General features: G+C 41.3%; 16 protein-coding genes. 8 read left to right on the forward strand and 8 right to left on the reverse strand.

The annotated features are described in order from the left end of the window. The first annotated feature begins 75 nt into the window (after positions 1–75). Positions 76–5,193 (forward strand): choice-of-anchor J domain-containing protein, encoded by a 5,118-nt coding sequence (locus ACYVM0_RS21000; protein ID WP_460560355.1) that lies wholly within the window; start codon positions 76–78, stop codon positions 5,191–5,193. A gap of 207 nt (positions 5,194–5,400) precedes the next feature. Continuing rightward, the gene (gene rpsA, locus ACYVM0_RS21005) at positions 5,401–7,344 is read left to right on the forward strand and encodes a 30S ribosomal protein S1 (protein WP_460560357.1); all 1,944 of its coding nucleotides are present in this window, start codon (positions 5,401–5,403) and stop codon (positions 7,342–7,344) included. Between the two features lie 100 nt (positions 7,345–7,444). Here the strand turns inward: rpsA and ACYVM0_RS21010 are convergent, their stop codons facing one another. From ACYVM0_RS21010 to ACYVM0_RS21040, 7 genes are all read right to left on the reverse strand, one after another. Then, positions 7,445–8,758 (reverse strand): GntP family permease, encoded by a 1,314-nt coding sequence (locus ACYVM0_RS21010; RefSeq protein WP_460560359.1) that lies wholly within the window; start codon positions 8,756–8,758, stop codon positions 7,445–7,447. Positions 8,759–8,808: 50 nt separating this feature from the next. Beyond that, entirely contained in the window at positions 8,809–9,984 is a 1,176-nt protein-coding gene (locus tag ACYVM0_RS21015) for an endo-1,4-beta-xylanase (protein ID WP_460560361.1), read from the reverse strand. A 58-nt stretch (positions 9,985–10,042) separates the two neighbouring features. Then, a complete protein-coding gene (locus ACYVM0_RS21020; RefSeq protein WP_460560363.1) occupies positions 10,043–10,873 on the reverse strand; it encodes a fumarylacetoacetate hydrolase family protein in 831 nt (276 codons plus the stop codon). 10 nt (positions 10,874–10,883) lie between these two features. Beyond that, a complete protein-coding gene (locus tag ACYVM0_RS21025) occupies positions 10,884–11,882 on the reverse strand; it encodes an SMP-30/gluconolactonase/LRE family protein (protein ID WP_460560365.1) in 999 nt (332 codons plus the stop codon). Positions 11,883–11,893: 11 nt separating this feature from the next. Further along, positions 11,894–13,612: an IlvD/Edd family dehydratase gene (locus tag ACYVM0_RS21030; protein ID WP_460560367.1), complete on the reverse strand. Its 1,719-nt coding sequence runs from the start codon at positions 13,610–13,612 to the stop codon at positions 11,894–11,896. Between the two features lie 231 nt (positions 13,613–13,843). Next, on the reverse strand, positions 13,844–15,382 hold the full coding sequence (locus ACYVM0_RS21035; RefSeq protein WP_460560369.1) for a RagB/SusD family nutrient uptake outer membrane protein: 1,539 nt from the start codon (positions 15,380–15,382) through the stop codon (positions 13,844–13,846). 11 nt (positions 15,383–15,393) lie between these two features. Further along, the gene (locus tag ACYVM0_RS21040; protein WP_460560371.1) at positions 15,394–18,555 is read right to left on the reverse strand and encodes a SusC/RagA family TonB-linked outer membrane protein; all 3,162 of its coding nucleotides are present in this window, start codon (positions 18,553–18,555) and stop codon (positions 15,394–15,396) included. Positions 18,556–18,757: 202 nt separating this feature from the next. Here ACYVM0_RS21040 and ACYVM0_RS21045 point away from each other — a divergent pair, with 202 nt between their 5' ends. The 6 genes from ACYVM0_RS21045 to ACYVM0_RS21070 all read left to right on the forward strand — a co-directional run bounded on the left by ACYVM0_RS21045 (position 18,758) and on the right by ACYVM0_RS21070 (position 25,749). Next, entirely contained in the window at positions 18,758–19,654 is an 897-nt protein-coding gene (locus ACYVM0_RS21045; RefSeq protein WP_460560373.1) for a helix-turn-helix domain-containing protein, read from the forward strand. Further along, positions 19,641–21,188, forward strand: coding sequence for a gluconokinase (locus tag ACYVM0_RS21050; protein WP_460560375.1), 1,548 nt, complete (start codon positions 19,641–19,643; stop codon positions 21,186–21,188). Before ACYVM0_RS21045 ends, ACYVM0_RS21050 begins: the two co-directional genes overlap by 14 nt. 34 nt (positions 21,189–21,222) lie before the next feature. After that, positions 21,223–22,149, forward strand: a complete 927-nt coding sequence (locus tag ACYVM0_RS21055) for an RraA family protein (protein ID WP_460560377.1) — start codon at positions 21,223–21,225, stop codon at positions 22,147–22,149. A gap of 116 nt (positions 22,150–22,265) precedes the next feature. Then, a complete protein-coding gene (locus ACYVM0_RS21060) occupies positions 22,266–23,762 on the forward strand; it encodes a mandelate racemase/muconate lactonizing enzyme family protein (protein WP_460560379.1) in 1,497 nt (498 codons plus the stop codon). Positions 23,763–23,794: 32 nt separating this feature from the next. Beyond that, positions 23,795–24,919 (forward strand): Gfo/Idh/MocA family protein, encoded by a 1,125-nt coding sequence (locus tag ACYVM0_RS21065; protein ID WP_460560381.1) that lies wholly within the window; start codon positions 23,795–23,797, stop codon positions 24,917–24,919. Positions 24,920–24,984: 65 nt separating this feature from the next. Next, positions 24,985–25,749 carry a sialate O-acetylesterase gene (locus ACYVM0_RS21070; protein ID WP_460560383.1) on the forward strand — a complete coding sequence of 255 codons (765 nt, stop codon included), beginning with the start codon at positions 24,985–24,987 and terminating at the stop codon, positions 25,747–25,749. Here ACYVM0_RS21070 and ACYVM0_RS21075 read toward each other — a convergent pair whose 3' ends face one another. Further along, on the reverse strand, positions 25,750–26,547 hold the full coding sequence (locus ACYVM0_RS21075; RefSeq protein WP_460560385.1) for a polysaccharide deacetylase family protein: 798 nt from the start codon (positions 26,545–26,547) through the stop codon (positions 25,750–25,752). Positions 26,548–26,550: the final 3 nt, after the last annotated feature.

Here is a 26,550-nt window from a genome sequence, read left to right on the forward strand (position 1 = left end):
ACTGCACTGCTTTACTCCTAAACATGTACTATCCAGGTCTTTCTTAAGTACGCAAACAAACTAAAACATTTTTTTATGCAAAAAACAACTACACGAAAAGACTTTAAGGTGTATTTGCTCAAGACGTTTCTGTCGATTCTGATCTTGGGCATTTCTTTTCAGGTTTCTTTTGCGCAGCAACAAAAGGCTCTTACAAAGCCCGCCAGTGCTACGAAAGGGTTACCCACTGAGCGACCGGCTGTTACGCCTGCCGCTACAACTTCCATTCGTCCTGCTACAAAGAAGACGTTTCCGGGAGTTGTTGGTGCCGCAGAGCCAACAGACGTTCCTGCAACAAACAAAGTGATTGCTGCAAAAATGCAGAGCAATCCGGCTGCTTTTAAAGGCGGCAGTTTACCAACAGCAAACATCATTAACGATGTTTGTACATTTACCGGTTCTTTAGCAGCGGGAGATGCTACAATTGCCGGTGCCCGTCTTTTCAGAGATGGTTCATTAATGAGTTGCGGTTTTACCAGGGCGTGTCCCGGTACATCAGGTGCAGGTCCGTACTTTTACGACACCTACACTATGCAAAACCTTACCTGCGCCAGCCAGTGCGTAACGGTAAATTATATTGCTGATGGTACTTCAGGTGACTGTTTTGTTACAGCCTACAGCAACAGCTTCAGCGCTGCCAACGTTTGTACTAATTACAAAGCTGATGGTGGTTTAAGCTCACTTGCCGGTGGTACCCCGGTTTCTTTTTCTTTTACAATGGCTCCAAACGAAACCATTGTATTAGTAGTTAACGAAGCAGTTGCAAACACTACCTGCGATCATTACACGATGACTGTTACAGGTATTAACTGTGCTGCTCCTCCTCCATGTGTACCTATCACTGCTTCTGTTTTAAGCCAGGTGCAGATCCCAGGTCCACCAGTAAACCTTTTCAGCGAACAGTTTGATGGTGCTATTCCTCCTGCAGGATGGCCAATTCAAAACCTTAGCAGCCCTATTGGTCTTACTAACTGGTCTCAAACTAACTCTTTAGTATTTGCCCCTCAAAGTGGTGCTGGTTTTGCTTCTGCAAACTTCAACAACACTGCCGGCGTTGGTACTATCAGTGACTGGATGTTTACGCCTCAGGTTACTTTTAAAAATGGTGATAAATTCTCTTTCTACACACGTACTACCACCGGTACTTTCCCCGACAGGCTGCAATTAAGACAAAGCCTTAACGGTGCAAGCGTAAACGTTGGTACATCCGAAACCAGTGTGGGAGATTTCACTACTTTATTGTTAGATATCAATCCAAACTTAACCGGTACAGGATATCCAACTGCATGGACACAATATACCGTTACAATGTCTGGCTTACCAGCTGCCGGTGTTTCCGGTCGCCTGGCTTTCAGGTATTTTGTAACAGGTGGTGGCCCTGCCGGTGCCAACTCTGACTTTATTGGTATTGATAATGCTGTTTATACCAGCTTTACAACCATCAATCCAAATACATGTACAGGCTCTACAGCTAACTTAAAGGTTGATATGACTGGTGGTGATCCATCATATACATATGACCTGATTATACACCCGTCAGTTGGTGCTGATTTCGCTGTTAACAACTACATAAGCGGTGCTAACATTCCTGTTACTCCTGCTGTAACTACAACTTACAGCCTGGTATCAGTTATTGTACATGGCAACCCTTGTTGCGTAGGTACCGGTAACAGTGGTACTCCTACTATTACAGTTTCTCCAACAACTGTAAATGCAATAACAGTAACTGCAAGCCCAAGCACACCACTTTGTGCGGGAGACCCAACATTATTAACAATTGTTGGTGCCCCTATTGCAGGAACTACAACTGTTAGCTCAGGTCCTATTGCAGTGGTTATACCGGATGCTAATGCTACAGGTATCAGCACCCCACTTACTGTATCGGGTGTTCCTCCTGCAGCGGTTGGTACTGCTGCAAGTGTTAATTTCAACATTACCCATACCTGGGATAGTGATCTGAGATTATTCCTGAAAGCACCAAACAACCAGGTATTGAACCTCGTAAATTCAAAAGGTGGTTCGGGTGATAATTTTGTTAATACTACTATCAACTCAACCTCTACTACAGTAATTCCTGCAGCCGGTGCTCCATTTACAGGAACATATGCTCCTGATGGATCGTTAACAGCCCTTGCTCCAACAGGATTTACTCCTACTGCCACAACTTTTGCCCCTTTATACAACACAGCGGGTACACTTAACGGTAACTGGTTGTTTGGCGCAAGAGATGGTGCAGGTGGCGATGTTGGTACTATTACCAGCTGGAGTCTGACACTTAATTATTCAGAACCTGCAGCTCCTCCTGCTGGTTATACTTTCTTATGGTCTCCTCCAAATGGTTTAAGCTCAACAACAGCTAACCCTGTTGCTGCTTCTCCTGCCAGCACCACTACATACACTGTATTGGGTACTGCACCAAACGGTTGTCAGACTACAGGAGCAATAACTATCAATGTAAACCAATTGCCGGCGGTAGTAACACCTCCAAGCAATCTTACCATTTGTGCTAACAGCAATGCCACATTCAGCATCGTAGGATCTGGTGCAGGTATTTCTTACCAATGGCAGGTGAGCATAAACGGTGGTGGTAGCTATACCAATATTACCAATGCTGCTCCTTACTCCGGTGCAACAACAAATACCTTAGTTATCACCGGTGCTCCGGCTACGTTTAACACGTACCGTTACCGTTGTGTGGTTAGTGGTACTTGTCCTCCGAATGCTATTTCAGCAGCGGCTATCTTAACAGTTAATCCTTTACCGGCTGTAACTGTTTCTCCGGTTAGCCCTGTTTGCGGTGGTCTTCCAGGTGTTAGCGGTACATTGTTAACAGCAAGTGGTGCTTCAACTTATGTTTGGTCTCCAGCAACCGGTTTATACACCAATGCTGCTGCTACTATACCATATGTTGCCGGTACACCAACTGCAACTGTATACGCTGCTCCAACTGTAAATACTACTTATACCATCACTGGTACAAATGGTACTACAGGTTGTATCGGTACATTAAAAGTTGATGTTAACTACAAACCTGCTGCTCCTACGGTTAATCCGGCTGCAGTAACTATGTGTTTAGGAAACCCTGCAGTGCCATTAAGTATTACTTCGGCTCTTGCACCGTCTCCGTTTACCACAACATACAGTTCAGGCCCAATCAGCGTAGCAATACCTGATAACAGCCTTGCAGGTGCAACAAGCACAATCAATGTTCCATTGCCTACAACTGCTGCTATTACCAGTATGTCTGTAGCATTTAATATCAATCACACATGGGATGGTGACCTTGTTATGGTTCTTAAAGCACCAAACAACGCTATCTTAAACCTGGATTATTATTTAACCGGTACAGGCGGTGCAGGTGTAACTACTGGTTTCACCAATACACGTGTTAGCTCAACCGGTACTGCAGCACTTAGCTCAGGTACTAATCCATACAATGGCATCTTTAAAGCAGACGCCGCAGGTCCTGCTTCTTCACCAGCAGCTGGTCCTACAGGTATGTTACCAACAGTAGGCACATTTGCAGGTTTATATTCAGTACCTAACGGTAACTGGACATTAGGTATGTATGATGGTGGTGCAGGTGATGTGGGTACGCTTACATCATGGTCTTTAACGTTTAACTACCTGTACGGTCCGCCAGCATCTGGTGTTTGGAGCCCAGTTACAGGATTATGGTTAGATGCTAATGCAACCATTCCTTATGCAGGAACTTCAGTAAACACTGTTTACGCTAAACCAGGAAGCAGCACTACTTATAACGTAACCGTTACAAGTATCGGCCCTGACGCTACTCCTACATTCTCTAATACAGCAGCTATCACCATCAATGATGGTTCAGTAGCTACACCTTACCCTGCTGGTATTGCCGTTAGCGGTTTACCAACATCTGGTGTGTCTGTAAATTCTGTAACTATATCTGGTATCAGCCACACATGGTCTGATGATATCGATGTATTGTTACAATCTCCAACCGGACAAAATGTAATATTGATGTCTGATGTTGGTGGTGCAGCTATCTTAAACAACGTAACGTATACCTTTAGCGATGCAGCAGCCGGCGCAATGAGCCTGACTGCGGGTAACGCAACCGGTACTTACTTACCTACGGATGGCGCTCCTAACGATAACTGGCCAGCTCCGGGACCTGGTGCTTTTGTTGGACCAAATCCGGCTTTAGCAACCTTTACCGGTAACTTTAACGGTACATGGAAATTGTTTGTAGTAGATGATACATTTGGTGACCAGGGCTCAATCAGCGGCGGTTACAGTATCAACTTTAAATATGCAACTGTTGGTTGTGTATCTAATGCAACACAGGTTCCTGTTACAGTTAACCTGCCACTTACGTTCCCAACTCAACCAGTTGATGCTGTAGTTTGTACAGATAAAGTAACCAGCTTTACAACTGTTGCTGCCGGATCGGTAGTAAATCATAACTGGAGGGTAAGTACCACTAATGGTAATACCTGGACAGACGTTGCCAATGGTGGTGTATATGCTGGTGCAAAAACCGGTACATTAACTATCACTGCTCCTCCTGTTTCAATGAACGGATATCTTTACAAAGATTCTGTAAGCACAGTAGCTTGTCGTGATTCTTCTTCAAGAATTGTGAAACTGACTGTTAACCCATTACCAACCATTGTAATCGGAGCTTCTCCTGTTACTAAATTGTTCCCGGGCAAAACCACCACATTGTTCTCTACGGTGACTCCTGCGGCAGCAACTTACACATGGTTGAGAGGTGGTGTGGCGGTACCAGGTGCTACTGCCAGTTCTTATCTTGTAACTGTTGACGGATTAGGTGACTACACTTTAAGAGTTACTGATGTTAACGGTTGTACGAATTTGTCTAACCAGGTTTCAATCACAGATTCTGTTAGCGGAAGGGTATTCATTTATCCTAACCCAAGTAACGGTCTGTTCCAGGTTAGATACTGGAGTATCATCAACAACACCAACTTACCACGTGGTATCAACGTATACGATGCAAGAGGTAAGAGAGTTCTTACACAGAACTATTCTATCTCTTCTCCTTACGGAAGAATGGATGTTGATTTGAGAAACCAGGGAACCGGAGTTTACTGGATTGAAGTTGTGGATGTAGTAGGCAACCGCCTGGCCATGGGCAGGGCAGAAGTCTTAAGATAATACACTTCATATCTTTCTATAAAAAAGCCTCCCCGGTAAATTGGGGAGGCTTTTTTTATACCTGTATGGCAATCAAGTGCTTAGGGAAATACCAGGGACTGCTGGTTTTGCAGGTTTTATGATTCTGAAAAAGGGGCATTTTATACTACAGAAATCGGCCATATTTTAGTAACTTTGCCGTCCCGTTTAAAAACCCGGGGTAATTTTATGTCTTTCAATATTATTAAACAATTAAACGCAGATGCACAGGAAGGGTCAGCGGCTGATGCTGCTGAAACTGCTGCGATAACAAACGTGCCTGTTGCAGCACCGGTTGCCGAAACCGTTGCTACCGCTCATGACGATTTTGACTGGAGCGTAGACAAAAGAAATGTAACCAGCTATTCTGCTACTGAAAAAGCAAAGTATGATACTGTTTACGACAACACGTTTAAACAAATCAATGATGGTGAAATGATACAGGCGACTGTAGAATCATTAACCAAAACTGATGCTGTTGTAAACATTGGTTTTAAAAGTGACGGTTTAATTTCCTTAAACGAATTCCGTGATGTACCAGGTGGTGTAAAGGTGGGTGATGTGATTGAAGTAATGGTAGTGGAAAAAGAAGACAGGGAAGGTAATTTACACCTGAGCCGTAAGAGTGCACGCACTACAAGGGCATGGGAAAGAATTATGGAAGTACACAGAACCGGAGAAATTGTTACCGGTTTGGTTACCAGCAAAACTAAAGGTGGACTTATCGTTGATGTATTTGGTATGGAAACTTTCTTACCAGGATCTCAGATCGATGTGAAACCAGTTACAGATTACGATCAGTTTGTAAACAAAACAATGGAATTTAAAGTGGTGAAAATCAATGAAGCCATTAAGAATGCTGTTGTTTCTCATAAAGCACTTATTGAAAGTGATATTGAAGCACAACGTGCCGAAATTATGGGTAAACTGGAAAAAGGCCAGGTACTGGAAGGAACGATCAAGAACATCACTGATTTTGGCGCATTCCTTGACCTTGGTGGCTTAGACGGTTTATTATACATCACTGATATTTCATGGGGACGTATCAACCACCCAAGTGAAGTATTGAAAATGGATCAGAAACTGAACGTTGTGGTGCTTGATTTTGATGATGATAAAAAACGTATCAGCCTTGGTTTAAAACAATTGACTCCTCACCCGTGGGATACTTTATCTGAAGGGTTGAAAGAAGGTGAAATTGTAAAAGGTAAAGTAGTGAACATTGAAGACTACGGTGCTTTCTTGGAAATTATGCCTGGTGTGGAAGGTTTGGTACACGTAAGTGAAATTACATGGGCTAACACTCCTATCAATGCAAAAGAGTTCTTTAAATTAGGTGACGAATACGAAGCAAAAGTAGTTACCCTTGATAAAGACACCCGCAAAATGAGTCTTTCTATCAAACAAATGACAGAAGATCCATGGAGCACTATCGAAACTGTTTTCCCTGAAAACAGCAGGCATAAAGGTGTGGTTAAAAACATCACTCCTTACGGTGTATTTGTTGAATTATCTACCGGTATTGGTGGTATGATCCACATCAGCGATTTAAGCTGGTTAAAACGTTTCAATAACCCTAATGAGTATACTAAAGTGGGTGAAACCATTGATGTGATCATTATGAACATTGATAAGGAAGGCCGCAAATTGCAATTAGGACATAAGCAAATTGAAGAAGATCCATGGAACACTTTGGAAACAACTTTCCCTGTTGGAAGCATCCACGAAGGAACTGTGGTGAAAAAAGATGATAAAGGTGCTGTAGTACAGTTGCCTTATGGATTAGAAGGATTTGCTCCTGCACGTCACTTAGCTAAGGAAGATGGTAAAACCGTTGGTGCTGATGAAACAGCGCAGTTTATGGTGATTGAGTTTGACCGTAACGACAAACGTATCGTGTTAAGCCATGCCCGTATCTGGGAGCAGGTGATTGAAGAAGAAAAACAAGCTGTTATCAAAGAGAAAAAAGCTGATGCTGAAGTAACCAAGAAAGCAGTTAAGAATCTTCAAAGCAAAGTAGAAAAATCAACTTTAGGTGATTTAGGTGTTTTAGCTAATTTAAAAGCTAAAATGGAAAGCGATGCCGCTGATAATGCAGCAGCAGAAGCTAAAGAAGAACCAAAAGGCGAATAATTTATAAAAGCTTTTAATTGTAAATCCCCTCCGTTTCCGGAGGGGATTTTTTTATGCGTTGTTGTAACAATCAACCTGAATGATTTTCTACAGTTTATATTTAAACAATCATATTCAATAGCAACACGCCTATTAAACCAATAATTGAAATGAGGGTCTCCATTACCGACCATGATAAAAAAGTTTGTTTAAGGGAAAGTTTAAAAAATTCCTTGAACATCCAGAAGCCGGAGTCGTTGATGTGAGAACCGAAAACACTACCGGCCCCTACTGCCAGCACCATTAACTCGGGTGATACCACGCCACTTAAAACCAATGGTGTTACCACACCCGCTGCTGTAATGCCTGCAACGGTTGCAGAGCCGATCATTACACGCAGCAATGCAGTTACCAGCCAACCAAACAGTAAGGGGGGCATTTGCCATTTACTGCTGAATGACGCAATATAATTTCCGGTGCCGCTATCAATTAATACCTGTTTAAAAACACCTCCTGCAGTGATGATGAGTAATATCATGGCAATACCGGATACCGCATCTGCCAATAGTTTCATCATCACTTCCATTTTGCGGCCGATCCTTATACCAAAATAATAAATGGCTAATAATACCGATAATAAAAGTGCAATGGTAGAATCGCCGGTGAATAATAATATACGTTGTAATATACTTCCGGCAGGCAAAAAATTTCCTGCAATTACTGCCAGTGTGATCAGGATTACGGGCAACAGGGCAATACAAAAACTTGGAACTGCCTTGGGCAATATCTTCACTTCTGCGGTGGTTGCTGTACCATAAAGATCCTTATCTGAAGAGCTGATCTTTTTTAACAGCCTTCCCAAAAACGGCCCTGCAACAATCACGGCGGGAATGGCAATGCAAATACCATACAATAAAGTTTTCCCAAGATCTGCTTTAAATGCATTTACCAAAACCACGGGGCCCGGATGGGGTGGTAAAAAACAATGTGTGGTACTTAATGATGCTGCCATTGGTATAGCAATGTATAATAATGGCAACCCTGTTTTTTTTGCCAGCATAAATACCAGGGGCACCAGGATAACGAAACCTGCATTGTAATATAAAGGAATGCCGATAAGAAAACCGGTAAGTAAAACTGCCCACTGGATATTTTTTTCTCCAAAACCTTTAATGAGTGTTACAGCAATCTTTTCTGCGGCGCCGCTTTCTTCCAGAATTTTTCCCAGTATAGCACCAAGGCAAATGATTAACGCCAGTCCGCCCATGGTGCTACCCACACCTGCTTCGATAGATTTAAGCAGGTCTGCAGGCTTCATTCCCAGTGCAAGCCCGGATATTACAGACACGATGAGCAGGGAAATAAAAGGGCTTACTTTTTTTACCGTAAGCAATACCTGTACAATAATAGCCAATAAGATTATTAATAGTTGCATGCAAACAATCGTTAAAAAGTGTACCCGTAATAGTTATTATAGCAGGTACACTATGATTTAATTTTTTTCTTTCCCGGTACCGCCAACACAGCATTGAATGCCGGTTTAGGTTGCCGCTGCCTGTTCCATAGTAAAGGGTAATTCGTTCTTCCGGGTATGGGGTAGTCGTTTTTCCAGCTCATACCATCATGTATTCCCCAAAGGGTAACCCTTGCAATTTTATCCCGCTTTTTATAAAATATTGAAAAAAATGTGGCATACCTTTTTGCCAGTAAGGTTTGCATACTATCCGGAAGACCGTTGGGATAAGGATCAAGAAAAGTTTTAAATTCTTCGAGCTGAAATTGCTTATCTGCCATACCCTGACCGATTACCTGGCCTTCTTTGGTCAAGGGCAATACATCCACATCCAGTTCGGTAATCATTACTTTTACGCCACAGGCAGCATAGGCATCAATAGCATCTTCTATATATTCAGTTTTAGGATAATTAAGCCCCCAATGCCCCTGCATACCGATACCGTCTATACGCAATCCTTCCTGCTGCAGCATTTTTATCATTCGTACAATGCCCTCTCTTTTTGCAGGGCGCCAGGTATTAAAATCGTTATAGTACAGTTCTGTACCGGGAGCATATTCCGCAGCAAACTTAAAAGCATATTTCACCAGTGTGTCTCCGTTGCCAAAAGCATTTACCCATGTGGTGGGCCGGTAGCTGCCATCGTTGTCTATCACTTCATTTACCACATCCCATGCCTGCACACGGCCAGCATACCTGCCGGCAACAGTCTTTATATGATCCCTTAATCTTTCAATCTGCTCTTCTTTGGTATTGGGTTTACCTGCAGCATTGGTAAAAAACCAGGCAGGGCATTGATTATGCCATACCAATGTATGCCCGATAATAAACATTTTATTTTTTTCTCCAAATGCAACATAATCATCTGCGGGGCCAAAATTATATATGCCTGGTTGGGGATTTATCAATGCCGCTTTCATTACGTTTTCAACTGTAATGGAATTGAAATGTTTGATGACAATATCCTGCGTGGTTTTATCCTGGCCGGAAGTTATAGCAGGGGTAACAGCCGTTCCAATGAGAAATGCATCTTTATATACTTCCTTTAAAATGCCCGTGGATGCAGGGATTTTACCTGCTATTTTTGATTGGCTGCAAGCAGAAAGAAATACAGCCACTGCAATTAAAAAATATTGTAGATACTTCAATGTAATTGTAAAGTTTTATGTGCAGTGTGATTATGTGATACTAAAAAAATAGTGCTGATCATCTTACTGTATTTACCAGCATACCAATGCCATCTATTGCGATACTGATCTGATCACCGCTTTGCAAAGTAAAATCGCTGCCGGGCACAATGCCCGTACCCGTCATGATCAAACAACCGTAAGGGAAAGAACATTCTTTAAAAACATAGACCACTAGTTCCTGTGGTGTTCGTTTCATCTGGCTGATGGCAATAGTATCATTAAAAACAATCGTGCCGTTTCTTTTTATTTCAAGCGCAATCATGGTGTTATTATCCAGTGGCTGATCTGTTACAAAAACACAGGGCCCTAATGCGGCACAGGCATCATAGGTTTTTGCCTGCGGCAGGTATAAAGGATTTTCGCCTTCAATACTCCTGCTGCTCATATCATTGCCAATGGTATAGCCAATGATTTTTCCTGATGAGGTTACTACTAATGTCAATTCAGGTTCGGGTACATCCCATGTAGAATCTTTGCGGATATTTACTTTATCACCATCACCAACAATGCGGTGCGGCGTGGATTTAAAAAATACTTCGGGCCTTGCTGCTTCATACACTTTTGCATAAAAATCGGCACCACCGCTTGATTTTGATTCTTCCTGGCGACCTACTTTACTTCTTAAATAGGTTACACCGCAGGCCCATAATTCCTGGTTGCTGCCTATAGGTGCCATTGTTTCATTTATTAATTCGTTAGTGGCGGGTGATAAAGTTGTTGTTAGGTTTTCTATTTTTTTTAAGAGCTCATCATCATTAATAAATGACTCCCAGTTTTCGTCTTTCACCAAATAAAAAAAAATGTCTTTATTAATTACTATTCCCTGCTTTGTGTTGTACAATTTCATTGTTATTTTTTTAATCTCTCATTTTAAATTTCAGTACCTGCATATTATTGGTAATGTACAAAATTTTTTCATCAGTACTTAAAGCACAGTTAGATGCCTGTTCGGTTAAATGTAATTTGCCTAATAATTTTGCCTGGCTGTTAAATATCCATATACCACCGGGACCGGAAGCGAATATATTTCCTTTGCTATCCACTTTCATTCCATCGGGGGCTCCCCTTTCGCCTTTGGGCGAACCAATACTGCTGTAAAATATTTTTCCATTGGTTAGTGCATCACCCTTTACATCATACACATACCAGTTTGGTTTTTTTGAATCGGAGCAGGCGATGATAAGTTTTTTTTCTCCCGGTAAAAATGCAATACCATTTGGCCTGGGTATTGAATCCACCAATAGAATCACTTCGCCATTTTTCTTTACTTTATAAACACCATTGAATGGGATTTCTTTTTTAGGATCGGTATCACTTTTGGTTTCCAATCCATAAGGCGGATCGGTAAAAAATAATTCGCCGGCTTTGTTGTATACCGCATCATTAGGACTACTGAAGCGTTTGCCTTTATAGGTTGCGGCGATAGTGATAAAATCGGGAGCAGGTTTATCGAGCGGCGCATTCATTATTCCCATTTGCCGGTTTCCATCCTGGCATAAAACCAACCGTCCTTTATTGTTTAGCAGTAATCCATTACTGCCCATTTCGCCGCCACGCTTTACGGTATCAGTATAGCCGGAAGGTGTGAGGTATAGTTCCTTTCCTTTTGCAGCTGTCCATTTATAAATTTTATTTTCCGGTACATCAGAAAAGATAAGTGCATTAATTTTTTCTACCCATAAAGGGCCTTCGCTCCATTTAAATCCTTCTGCAATTATTTCTGCTTTAGCCCCGGGCATAATAACAGCATCCAGTGCAGGATCAATACGTTCTACATTGCCAATGAATTTGTTTTGTGCCACTGACTGATAACAAAACAGTACCACACCAAGCACAGGCAGCATTATTTTTTTCATATAGTCGTTTTCTAATGAGAATCTCTTGTAACAACAGATCCTGAATTGCCTACTAAAAAATCGAGGTCGGCACCTTTGTCGGCCCCCTGCACATGTTTTACATAAAGATTTACATACCCTCTGTCTGCTGCAATTTCAGGAGCCACCCATGCGGCCCTTCTTTTTTGTAATTCTTCGTCGCTTACATCTAAATGTAATTTACGTTGCTCCACATCCAGTTCAATCATATCGCCATTTTGTACCAATGCCAGGTTACCGCCAATGGCCGATTCGGGAGATACATGCAATACTGCAGTGCCGTAAGCGGTACCACTCATTCTGCCATCACTGATACGCACCATATCTTTAATGCCCTGCTGCAATAATTTTTTTGGCAGCGCCATATTGCCTACTTCGGGCATACCGGGATAACCTACCGGGCCGACATATTTTAATACCATTACACAGGTTTCATCAATATCTAAATCAGGATCGTCAATTCTTTTATTGTAATCTTCTATACTTTCAAACACCACTGCACGGCCACGGTGTTTTAATAATGCCGGTGTGGCTGCAGATGGTTTCATTACTGCACCATTAAGTGCCAGATTTCCTTTTACCACTACACAGCCTGCTTCTGTTTGTATAGGGGCATTATATTTTGCAATTACATCTTCATTATAACATTCGGTATTTCCTTTAATATTCTCTTCATGATTTTTTCCTGTAACAGTAATTACATTTTTATGCAGGTGATCTTTCAGTTCATTTAATATCACGGGTAAACCACCGGCATAGTAAAAATCTTCCATCAGGTATTTTCCTGAAGGCATCAGGTTAAGCAGTAATGGAATTTTACTACCGAGTGTATCAAAGTCTTCCAGTTTCAATTCTACCCCGATTCTTCCTGCAATGGCACTAAGGTGGATAATAAAATTAGAAGAACCGCCAACAGCAGCATTTACTTTAATGGCATTTTCAAATGCTTCTTTGGTAAGAATTTTATCGATGGTTAAATTTTCCCTTACCATATCCACAATTCTTCTGCCGCTTAATTGCGCCATTACTTTTTTCCTGCTATCGGCTGCAGGTATTGCTGATGCACCGCTTAAGGTTAATCCCAAAGATTCTACCATCACAGCCATGGTACTTGCTGTGCCCATCGTCATACAATGGCCAATACTGCGACTCATACAACTTTCTGCAAACTCACAATCTTCCTGCGTCATCTTTCCGGTTTTCATATCTTCATCAAACTTCCAAACATGTGTGCCGCTGCCAATGTCCTGTCCTTTATATTTTCCATTGAGCATTGGCCCGCCGGGAACAACAATGGTTGGCAGGCCCACGCTCGATGCCCCCATCACGGTTGATGGTGTTGTTTTATCGCAACCTGTAAGTAATACCACGCCATCAATTGGATTGCCACGGATAGATTCTTCTGCATCCATGCTGGCCAGATTTCTGAAGAGCATGGCGGTTGGTTTTAACAGTGTTTCTCCCAGGCTCATGATAGGAAATTCAACCGGGAAACCACCGGCTTCCAGCACACCTCTTTTCACTGCTTCTGCGTGGTCTCTGAAATGTGCATTACAGGGTGTAAGTTCGCTGAAGGTATTGCAGATACCGATCACGGGCCTGCCATCAAACATATCAGTGGGCATTCCCTGGTTCTTCATCCAGCTTCTGTAAATAATACCGTCTTTATCTTTTTTGCCAAACCAATCGTGGCTGCGTAATTTCTGTTTCATGTTTACTGATTTAATCCCGTTGTTCTGCCTGCACTATTATTTGCTTTTACAGGGTGTGAGCTTATTTTTATTGTGGTATTACCATTCTTTTTCCAGTATTGTAAATATAAATCAATGTAGCCTTTAAGCTGCACCATTTATAGATTGACCAGTGAAATAAATAAAAGACCCGATGTAGAAACAAAAGGTCTTGCTATATGAAAATCGAAATCTGCTTTCAAATTGAATTACCTATTTGTCCCACCATACCCTGGTGCTTAGCTTATCCGGTCCCTGAGCAGCAATTGCAGCATTTACATTTGTTGTATTTACAGATAATTCACTGGTGGGATAAGTTAGCCTCCTGATGAATGTACCGTTAGGCACATCAGGATTATTAGGTTGTCCGTAAGGATTGGGTGTTAAAGCAGGAAATCCGCTTCTTCTGAAATTAGCAAATGCTTCGGGGCCATTTAAGAAGGAAGCGATCCAGTATTGTGTATTGATCTGGTTCAATTCTGTACCTGCCCCCAATGGATTTGCGGCAACATAAGTATCTCTTGCCCCTGCAGCAATAGCACATCCAGCATCGTAAGTTGCCATCTGGTCCATATGTGCTTTTATGCCATCAGAAAAATATTGTGCTGCAGTACCGGTAGTGATCCACCCCCTGAACCTTGCTTCGGCCAATAACAAATTGGTTTGCGCAGCAGTAACCAAAAACACCGGTGATGTTGTTTTTACAATCCTTCTCCTGTCTGCCTGGCTGTAATCGTAAAATGAGGCCAGGCCATCTGCTGCAGCCTGCGCTACAATAGTACCGTTATCTTTCCCCATAGGCATGCCTATTTGCTGTGCAGCATTGGTTGAACCTGCGGCAACAGTTTGCCCATTGCCCGAAGTTGCCCCCACATAACGTATAGCAATAGCCGAAAGCCTAGGATCGCTGGTATTTTTTAACTGGTCAACAAAAGGTTTGGCCAAATAAAAGTTTGCTGCCTCGCTGCCATTTAATGTACCGCCGATGGGTTGGTTGTAATTGGCATCGTGGCGTATATAGGCATTATCAGCATTGCTCAATATCACACCACCTGCAAAAGCTGCCGCTACGGCAGTTTGGGCTTTGGCGGCATCTGCTTTACTTAATCTCATACCAGCCCTTAACAGTAATGAATAACCGAACTTTTTCCACTTGGCTATATCACCGCTGTACAACACATCAGAACTTTCGATTGTACCACCGGCATTTAATGCAGCAGTAGCCTCCGTTAATTCCTGTATAAGTTTGGGATAGATAGTTTGCTGGGCATCGTATTTTGGTAACAATACCTGGTTGGAATAACCAGTACCGGCATCTGTGTAAGGAATATCTCCGTACTCATCGGTAAGTACCATAAATGAAAAGGCCTGGAATATCCTTGCCATATTATACAAATTACTTCTTGCAGGAAGGTTTTTTGTATTTACAATTACATCGTAATTATATTTTATTACGTTTTGATAATACACTGCCCACATCGGTGCCGTGGTTACGTCCCTGCTATCCTGGTTAAAATTTGCGCCGGCCAACACACCTCCGTTGGGCGAAATCATTTGCTGTACAATTCCCATATCAAAAACCAGGGCCTTTACAGGATAAGAAGATTGAATAACTGCATTGTTCAGGAGGAAAACAGGGTCAACTGTTGTTGGGTTTACTTTATTTTTATTCAGGTCTTCAAGGCCCTTATCGCAGGAGCCAACGAATACCGCTAAACTGATGAATAAACTATAGACAAATATTTTTTTCATAATTACTAGTTTTAAAATTTGATATTTAAATTCAATCCAATGCCTCTTGTTGTTGGTAAACCCGGAGATTCAAGGCCCACCTGGTTATCGGAACCAAATCCAAAAGTTTCGGGATCGATATTATCCACCCATTTTTTGATGATCAGTACATTGTTGGCAACAAGATCGAGCCTTACAGCTTTGAAAGGTAATTTTGCCGGAATGTATTTAGTGAAATCGTAACCAATACTTACCTGGCGCAGTTTCCAATAGCCGCCATTATAAATAACAGGTTCTATAATTTGTTGTGAGCGCAAATGCTCCCAATAGGTTTGCACCGGTGCAACTACGGTGTTGGTACCGCCACTTTGATTTACACCCTGACCAACCACACCACTTATTCTTCCTTCCAATGTCATTTTATGCAAGCCTTCACGTATTGCATTAAAGTTGGTACCTGATAACATTTTATTACCCAGTTTGTAATCAATAAACACAGAAAGGGTAATGCCTTTATAATTGAAAGAGTTCAGGAAACCGCCTGTCCATTTTGGTAATGCGCTTCCGAATAATACAAGGTTTGCTGTACGCAGCGGTAGCCCGTTAGCCTGGAATATTCTCTGGTTACCTTTTGTAGGATCTGTTGCATAACCATAACCTGCGATCTGCCCCATTTCTTCGCCTACCACATGCCTTACTTCTCCGTTAAATACGTGTGTGCCGATAGTAATTCTTTCGCCGGGAGTATTGGTGATAATGCTTAATACTTTTGTTATGTTGTAAGAAGTATTAGCCGTGAACTGCCAGCTGAAATCTTTTTTCTGAACAGGGATAAGTGTTAACATGGCTTCAAAACCCTTGTTGCTGCTTTCGCCGCTATTGATACGAGTATTTAAAAATCCTGATGCATCAGATACCTGCACCTGAACGATCTGGTCCCTGGTGATTTTTTTATATACTGCCACATCCACATTCACCCTGCTTTTAAACATTTTTAATTCCAGCCCTACTTCTGTTTCTGAAACCCTGCTTGGCTTTAAATTAGGATTAGGTATTGAAGTGCCGCTATTGGCAACGGGAACGGATACACCAGAAGGGTTGTTAATTAAGTTAGCATTTACAGCATAAAATAATTGCCCGGAATATGGTGCCACATCTCCATCGCTACCTACTTCTGCATAACCCACTCTTAGTTTACCAAAATTTAGCCAGGATTGTTTAGCCAGGTTTTCAGAAAAAACATAAGAGCCCGATACCGAAGGATATACAATGCTCCTGTTATTAGCAGATAAGGTAGAGAACCAGTCGTTTCTTACCGTACCATTTAAATACAAGGTTTTTTTCCATGATACTTCGGCTGAACCGTATAAAGAATTTACGCCTTGTTCAATTAATGTATACACCGGATCTTTTGCCCTGCCGTTTTGTACAGAGTAAAGGCCTCTTACAAAAAAGTCGGTTACCTGTACATTGTTTATATCCAGTGTTCTGCGCATCTGGTTTCCGCCTGCAGTAAGTGTACCATCAAAGTCGCCGAATTTTTTATTGGCGCTGATCAGGAAATCCAGATTGGTTTCCCTGAAACGACGGGATTCCTGTGTATAGATACCATTGGCAAAACCTGTAACCAATGGCCTTGAGGCCTGCCCGGTAGGAAAATTATTCACGTCTTCATCACGACTGGAATAATCCTGCCCAAAGCGTCCCTGTACAAAAAGCCAAGACAGTAAATTATATTTCATTGAAAGATTACCGAAGATGCGGTCTCTTTTTATATTATGGAATTGCTCTGCCAAAACCCAGTAAGGGTTGGTACGATTCATAAATCTTGAATAGATGTATTCATTGCCTGTTGCCGGGTTATACTTATTATCGTTAAGTACGCTTAACGGCATGGTATTGGCCATACCCATTAATGTAGTCGGGATTGAATTATCCTGGTTGGCAATATTAGGCGGATTGGTATTTTTTTCATTGGTATAATTCACATTTCCTGTAAAGCTGAATTTATCAGTTAAATTATAACTGAAACCAAGGTTAAGGCCTTTGCGGTTGAATTTATTGTTAGGCACAATACCTTTGTTATCGGTATTAACCAAAGAAAGATATAAACCGCCTTTTTCGCCACCGGTACTTAGTGTAACCGTATTAGTTACATTCTGTCCGTGCCTGTAAAATTCCTTTATACGGCTGCCCTGAGCTACATAAGGAATATTTGTGGTGTTGAATAATGTTTGCGTCATCCCCGGCACAATTTTTTCTCCAAAGGACCATTGCCCTGAAGTTGGATTTACCGTAGTTGGCCGCACCCCGTTTTCTCCCTGTCCGTATTCGGTTTGATAATCGGTATAATCCAGAGGTGTTTCATTAGTATAGTTAAGGTTGTAGGTTACGCCAATACCTTTGCCCTTACCTTTAGTTTTTGTGGTGATCATTATTACACCATCTTTTGCACGTGAGCCATATAACGCCGCAGCAGCAGCACCTTTTAAAACGGTCATGTTTTCCACATCATCAGGATTAATGCTGGACAAACCATCACCGCCATCTGCAAATACACCACCGCCCTTTACCGAAATCGCATTATCATTAAAGTTGGTATTATCTACAGGTACACCATTGATCACGATCAAAGGATTGTTTTGTCCGGATATAGAAGACTGGCCACGGATACGGATCTTGGATGAACCGCCGGGGCCTGTGCCTAAGCTTGATATATTAACACCGGCAATTTTTCCCTGCAGCGCATTGATGGGATTTGCGGTTCTGTTAATCGTTAGTTCTTCGGCCTTGATATTTGAAGTAGCATAACCAAGCCCTCTTGATTGTTTACTGATACCTAAGGCAGTTACCACTACTTCATTCAGGTTACGGTTATCGGCGGCAAGGGTTACATCAATAACATTTTTGCCAGACACCTTAATTTCCTGTTTAATAAATCCAACAGAACTAAATACCAATACAGCGTTAGAACCTGCTGTAATACTGTACTGGCCGGATGCCGTTGTAGATACACCGGTAGATGTTCCTTTTACTAAAACCGTAATTCCGTTGAGTGGCTTTCCGTCTGCATCGGTAACTTTTCCTGTTACAGTTTGTGCCTTAGCCAATAGTGAAAAAAATAAGAGAAAAGAAAACGTAAATAGCATTTTACGCAAAACCGGCAGCATTGCCGGGTCCAATAGTTTGTTCATGATAGCAAGTTATTTGGTTAAAAATTTTTAGGACAGCATTCTAACAGCTTACAAAATAGAGTTAAAAAAAACTAAAAAACTTCCAATAAAAAACGCCGTTGGTTTTTGAACAAATTATGTGGAAGGAAAGTTGACATTATCGGCAGCACAGACTATATTGTACCAATAATAGCTGTATTTTAGAATTCTTAATAACGATTGCATGAACCAGTTTTTTCTACAACAAGGGAATTCGAAAGAACTGTATCCTTTTGCGCACGTAATTGAATTTGCCATCAGGCGAAACAATACGATACAATTAAATTCTTTTACAGAAGCTTCTACCAACAGCATTCGTATTTACTATGTATTAGAGGGAAAATTTGAATGGACCATCAACGATCATCATCATATTTTATACCCCGGCGATCTGGTGCTGATACAACCCGGCCATAAATTCGGCGGGCAAAAAGGTGTGCTTGACATTGGTAAACTCTGCTGGTTATATATTGAAGTGAATAAAGCTGAACCTGCAGACAGGATCATGTTTGGCAAATGGAGCAGCCTGCCTAAAAATGAAATACTGGCTATTGGAAAAATATTAAGGCTTTGCAATACACCTGTTCTTTCCCGTATAAAAGAAGCCGGAAGAATATTGAATGAGATACATGATGAAATATTCAATCAGCAAATTGGTTACAGCACCAGAGTGAACCAGCTACTGGATGAATTATTTATTTTAATTGCCCGTAAACTCACGTTACAAAATAATACCCACAGGGATTTTCCGCAATCGTTCATGAACCTGGAGAATGCCTTGCGGCAGAATTTATCGCATAACTGGTCGGTAGAAGAAATGGCCGCGATGGTGGGGTTGGGCACTACCACGTTTACTGAAAAAGTAAAAAGCTATTCCGGTTTTTCGCCTTTAAATTATTTAATTACGATACGCATATCAGAAGCCATTAAATTATTAAAACAGAATGATCTGAGTGTAACAGATATTGCTTTAGATACCGGCTTCTATTCATCCCAACATTTTTCAACCACCTTTAAAAAATTAACGGGTTATACGCCCAGCGATTTCAGAAAAAAAAATATTTCAAATGAGCAAGACTAATTCCGCCAAAAAAGATTGTGTGATCACAATTGAACTGGGCACCAACGCAGTAAGGGTTTTTGCGTTTGATTTAAATGGCCATATCATCGGCTCTGCAAAAGGCGCCTACCCCACTTTTCATCCCGAACCCGATTACAGCGAACAGGACCCGGAGCAATTATTTATTACAATGCTATATGTGCTGAAGAATTTTTTGAATGAAACAGTGCATGCAGCTAAATATAAAGTGCATACCATTTGCTTTAGTGCGGCCATGCATAGCGTATTAGCCATTGATAAAAACGGAGCACCATTGGGCAATGTAATTAACTGGGCAGATAACCGCGGCAAGAATGAAGCAATAGCATTAAAGAATAGTGCATTGGGAAAAACGATTTATAAAGCCACCGGTACACCTATTCATCCTATGTCGCCATTGGTAAAAATTACCTGGATGAAGAATAAGGATAAGGAAAGGTTTAAGCAAACCTCAAAATTTCTTTCTATTAAATCCTATATCATTCAGCAATTAACGGGTGAATATATTATTGATTACAGCCTGGCCTCTGCCACAGGTTTATTTAATATTCATAAACTGAAATGGGATGCTGATGCGTTGGACTATGCAGGCATTACCGTAAATAAATTACCCGGGCTGGTTTCTGTTTTTCATCCGGCAGGTAAACTGCGTAAGGAATACCAGACATCGTTAGGCCTTTCTGCTGACATAAAAATAATCACCGGTTCAAGTGATGGTTGTATGGCCACATTAGGCGCCGGTGTCTGGGGTGAAGGAAAAGCCACCATAACGATAGAAGACAGTGGTGCGATGAGAGTGGTAGGAAAAGAAATTTTAAAAGATGAGCAGCAACGATTTTTTAATTATGTTTTGACAGAAGATTATTATGTAAGCGGCGGGCCCACTAATAACGGCGGCGTAATTTTTGAATGGTTTGCCAAACAGTTTGGCGATTTTAAATATGCCTACGATATTGAAAACTGCATGGAAGAATTAATCAATGATGCATCAAAAGTAGCAGTGGGTTCTGACGGCTTATTATTTCTGCCGTATTTGCTGGGCGAAAGAGCACCGATCTGGAATGCGAATGCAAGAGGTGTTTATTTTGGATTGAATATTAATCATGAACAAAAACATTTTACGAGGGCCACTATTGAAGGTATTTTGTATGAAATGTACAGCATTGGAAAAACATTAGAAGAGCACCGGAGTATTAAAAGCCTTTCAGTAAATGGCAGTTTTGCCAGCATTCCCTTCTGCAGTCAGCTGATAGCAGATATTTTCAACAAACCAGTTGGAATAAGTAACAATAAAAGCAGTGTAGGCTTAGGTGCATTTTTATTGAGTGCCACCGGCATGGGCATTTACAAAAGCTTGGATGATGCAGCAAGAAGTGTTGAGTTCTCTGCAACTTTTAAACCCAACCGGCAACACAATGCCATCTATAAAAAATATGTGGATGTATTTGAAAAATTAAGTACAAAGTTTAATGCGGAGTTTGAGGCCATTGCCAACTTACAACAGAAAAATGTTTAAATAAAAAAGCTACACTCATCAAAACACTTGCAACATGAAAAAATTTAATTTTCTTTTTTACCTGTTGTTATGCTATTCATCAATCATAACAGCGCAACAGGTTACACTTACTCCCGACCAGATAAAAGCCTATACACCCGATTGGAAAGGAGAGCGCTTTGCAGATGGCAGACCAAAAGTAGCAGACAAGTGGCTGGAACGATTGAAATCTGTACACCTGGAAGAAGCCTGGGGCATATTACGTAACAAAGGTTTTCAAAACCAGTTTGAAGGCGATTGGATGGTTGAACATCCTGATTCTGTAATGACGGGAAGAGTAGTAACGGCGCAGTATCTTCCTTTACGGCCTGACGTTGATAAGATCATCAAAGAAAAAGGCAAAGCAGAGGGACGTATTGGTGCTACCAATTCGTGGCCCATTGATGTGTTGAAGAACGGTGATATTTATGTGGCGGATAGTTATGGAAAAATTATTGACGGTACATTGATCGGTGATAATCTCGGCAATTCCATTTACGCTAAATCATTACGGGGTGTTATCTTTTATGGTTCGGTAAGAGATATAGAAGGACTGGATGAAATAAAAGGATTTAATGCATGGACAAAAGGTTACGATCCTTCTTATATACAACAGATGATGTTAGGTGGCATTAATGTACCGATACGGATAGGAAGAGCCACTGTATTACCGGGTGATGTGGCCCTGGCAAAAAAAGGCGGCGTGGTTTTTATACCGGCTTACCTGGTAGAAGAAGTAGTATTGAATGCAGAGTTTATTGCATTGAAAGATGCCTTTGGCCACCAGCGTTTACGTGAACAAAAATATACACCGGGGCAGATCGATACGCAGTGGACTGATGAGATAAAAAAAGATTTTTTGAAGTGGCTGGATGATAATCCCGGCAAATTACCAATGACAAGAGCGGAGTTAGATCAGTATATGAAGGATAGGACATGGTAGAGGTTTAGGGGTTTAGGGTTTAGGGGTTTAGGGGTTTAGAGGTTTAGGGTTTAGAGGTTTAGCGCTCTTTTATAGATTTTAAGATTTTTATTTTTCTACAATAAAAAATTACAATTATGACACCATCACAAAAATATTTACAAAAATTAGGTTTAAAAGACCAGGATATAACAGAAGAACCAGTTGCTCCTGTTGAACAGGAACAGGAAAATCATCGCCGTTCTTTTTTAAAAAAATCAATGTTAGGCGGTATTGCATTCGGAGGGGCTTTTGCATTTGCGCCAATTGAAGAATTGATTGCACAAAGCACACAAAAGGTAAGCCGTTTTTCAAGTCCGTCGGAATTAAAAATAACAGACCTGCGTTATGCTACCACAACAGTGCTTGGCCGTACTTCCATCATCCGTATTGATACCAACCAGGGCATTTATGGTTTGGGCGAAGTAAGGGATGGTGCTGATGAACGCTATGCTTTAATGCTGAAGAGCCGTTTGCTGGGACAAAATCCCTGCAATGTGGAACAGGTATTTAAATCGATAAAACAGTTTGGCGGACAAAGCCGCCAGGCCGGTGGCGTGTGTGGTGTGGAGATGGCGCTGTGGGATATTGTTGGTAAAGCATACAATGTACCCTGCTGGCAATTATTAGGTGGCCGCTATCGTGATAAAATAAGATTGTATGCTGATACCCCGGAAGCAGGATCGCCGGAAGAGCAAAAAAAATTAATGAATTATCGTATTAACGAGCAGGGATACACGTGGTTAAAGATGGATCTTGGCATTGGTGAATTAAAAGGCATACCCGGAGCATTGGTGAATGATAAATTCTGGCAGAATGCAAAAGGAGACCTGGCTCAATGGGGAGACCAGAGTAATTATATGTCTTACGGTAATACACAACATCCTTTTACACAAATACAAATCACCGATAAGGGCCTGGATGAATTAGCCAAACTGGTAGATACTGTAAGGGGCATGTTAGGCTATGACATTCCATTGTCTACTGATCACTACGGACATTTTGATATGAACAATGGTATACGTTTAGGTAAGGCTGTTGAAAAATACAGGCTGGCATGGCTGGAGGATATCGTATCCTGGGAGTTAACAGACCAATGGAAAATGATGTCGGATGCTTTGGAAACGCCGTTGCTTACAGGAGAAGATATTTATTTATTGAAAAACTTTAAACCGCTTATAGATATTCATGCGGTGGATATTATTCATCCCGACCTTGCTTCATCAGGAGGATTGTTAGAGACAAAAAGAATTGGCGATTATGCAGAGGAACATGGCATAGCCATGGCAATGCACCAGGCAGGCACGCCGGTTTCGTTTATGGCCAATGTACATTGTGCGGCCGCAACGCAAAACTTTTTAGCGTTGGAACATCATTCCATCGACCTGGAATGGTGGGAAAGTTTAGTGAAGACAACTGATGGCAGAAAACTGATCACCAAAGGTTTTGCTAATCTTCCTTTATCAGCACCGGGCTTAGGCATTGAGCTGAATGATGAAGTTGTAAAACAACATTTGCATCCATCAGACAAAACCTATTTTGAACCTACACCGCAATGGAATGAGAAGCGTTCGCATGACAGGATATTCAGTTAAATAAATTATCAACCTTACTTTAAACTTTTGTTATGAAAAATTCACGTCGCAATTTTTTACAAAAACTCACCGCTTCCTTTATTGCATTGCCCTTATTATCTGCAAAGAGTTATGCAGGTATTGAAAAAGACATGAATCATATTTTTTATGATGGCCCTATATTGCGTGTGGCCATCATGGGCCTTGGCAGCTATGGCACCCGTGTAGCTGATGCTATACAGTCATGCACCAAAGTAAAATTAGTGGGTGCTATCAGTGGTACGCCATCTAAATTAACTGCCTGGCAAAGCAAGTATACTATCCCGGAGAAGAATTGCTATAATTATGAAAACTTTGATGCCATAAAAGATAATCCCGATATTGATGCAGTGTATATTATCACCCCCAATGCATTACACAAGGACCAGGCCATTCGGGTTGCCAAAGCAGGCAAACATGTTATCTGCGAAAAACCTATGGCATTAAATGCCAAAGAAGGTGAAGCAATGATTGCTGCCTGCAAAAAAGCCAATGTACAATTATTGGTGGGCTACCGTATGCATTTTGAACCCAAAACATTAGAAGTGATACGTATGAGAAATGCAGGTGACATGGGGAAGGTATTATTCTTCCAGGGACTATGTGGTTTCAGAATTGGCGACCCCACGCAATGGCGGTTGAACAAAGAGCTTGCCGGTGGTGGCTCTATGATGGATATTGGCATATATGCAGTTAATGGTTCCCGTTATATGGTGGGTGAAGAACCGGTTTGGGTAACCGCTCAGGAAACCAAAACCGACCCGGTAAAATTTAAGGATGGTGTTGATGAAACCATTCAATTTCAGTTAGGATTCCCGGGTGGAGCAGTTGCCTCCTGTTTATCTACTTATATGATGAACGGACTGGACCGTTTTTATTTAAATGCTGAAAAGGGTTTTGCAGAAATGCAACCCTCCACGGGTTACGGCCCTATCAAAGGAAGAACGAATAAAGGAGAATTGACGCAGGAACATAGAACGCATCAAACTGTACAGATGGATGAGATGGCCGCTATTATTTTGGAGGGCAAACAACCAATACTACCTGTTGATGGTGAAGAAGCATTGAAAGACCTGAAAATTATCGATGGTATTTATGCAGCGGTAAAATCGGGCAAGAAGGTGAGTTTAAAATTATAATGATGAAAATATTTTCTATAATATTATGTATTGGCTGCTTATTTTCCTGTCATAAAAAAATTAACATGGAAAGAACTTCATTTTTTCCAAAGCAGGTTGACATACCGGTTGACATACCGGTCAAACAGAATGTATGGGTATTCGTAATGGCGGGGCAATCCAATATGGCAGGCAGGGCAATGGTAGCACCACAGGATACTGTTTCCAATAAAAGAATACTAACTGTAAATAAAGAAGGGCAATTAATTGTTGCCAAAGAACCTCTTCATTTTTATGAACCCAATTTAACCGGGCTTGATTGCGGATTATCATTTGCAAAAACATTGCTTCAAAATATTCCCCGCAATATTTCCATTGTATTAATTCCAACGGCTGTCGGGGGCAGTTCTATCAGCCAGTGGTTAGGAGATTCTGTATTTCGTTCGGTGCAATTGTTTTCCAATTTTACCAAACAAGTTAATAATGCCCGGCAGTTCGGTACTATAAAAGGTATTTTATGGCACCAGGGAGAAAGTGATGCCAATGAAAAAAACAGTTCGAAGTATGAAGAAAGGCTTGCTGTCTTGATTAATAAATTCAGGATTGTTGCTGCTGATAACAATCTTCCAATACTGATCGGAGAATTAGGTTCTTTTTCAAAAAGTAAACAACAGTTTAGTTTGATTAACGAGGCTATTCATCATTATGCTTCACAAGATGCCAATACAGCTGTTATATCTACCCGCGACCTGAAAGACAAAGGCGATAGCCTGCATTTTAATTCAACGGGACAGCGAACAATGGGAAAAAGATTTGCTGAAGCGTATTTGCAAAAATATCCTGTACAATAACTATTTATTTTTTATTTGCCATGCCGCTATATATTCTGCCATTTCCAGCATGGGTGCGTTATAAATATTTTTTTGGTTTTGTTTAATGTAGCTTAATATTTTACGGTGATCATCCAAAGTAACATTTAAGCTATTACCGCCGCCAACGCCATGAAATAAAATGACCAGCAGGGAATTTGTCTGCATGGCTTTATCCACCCATTGTTTCATTTCTTCAAAGCTGTTATTGTTCACTACATAGCAATCTATATTATACAGATCAATCTCATTTATCTTATGCATTTCATTTCGCACTGCCCTTGCAGCAACAAAATCTTTTTTCATGCCGTTTATAAAAGAAGAGTCGCCCACCTTCATATCACCGCAGGTAAAGGCAAATGTTCTTTTTGTTTTTCCGTCCAGTGATTGCAGGAAAAGGTTGGTCATACGCATTTCATTCTCTATCCGCTTTACGGTATATTTACCCAGGTCGTTTTCGGGCTGTACCCACGATCTTCCGGGCATGCCTGCGTCGCAGGGATGATACAATGTGTGATTGCCGAGTTCATACCCTTTCGTTGCCAGTTTCTTCCAATCGGCCAGGCGCTTTTGCATAGAGGTTGAAAAAGCAGTGATATAAAATGTGGCTTTTAATTGCAGAGAATCCAAAACCGGCACAGCGTTATCCAGGTGCTGATCAATAGCATCATCGTAAGTGAGTACCACTGCACATTTTTTTCCATACCAGGCTGTAGCATTTATTTGTGCCTGCGATTGTAAAGAGAGTAAACAGATGGTGATTATTAAAAAACGTTGCATAAT

Source organism: Ferruginibacter profundus, from assembly GCF_054783275.1.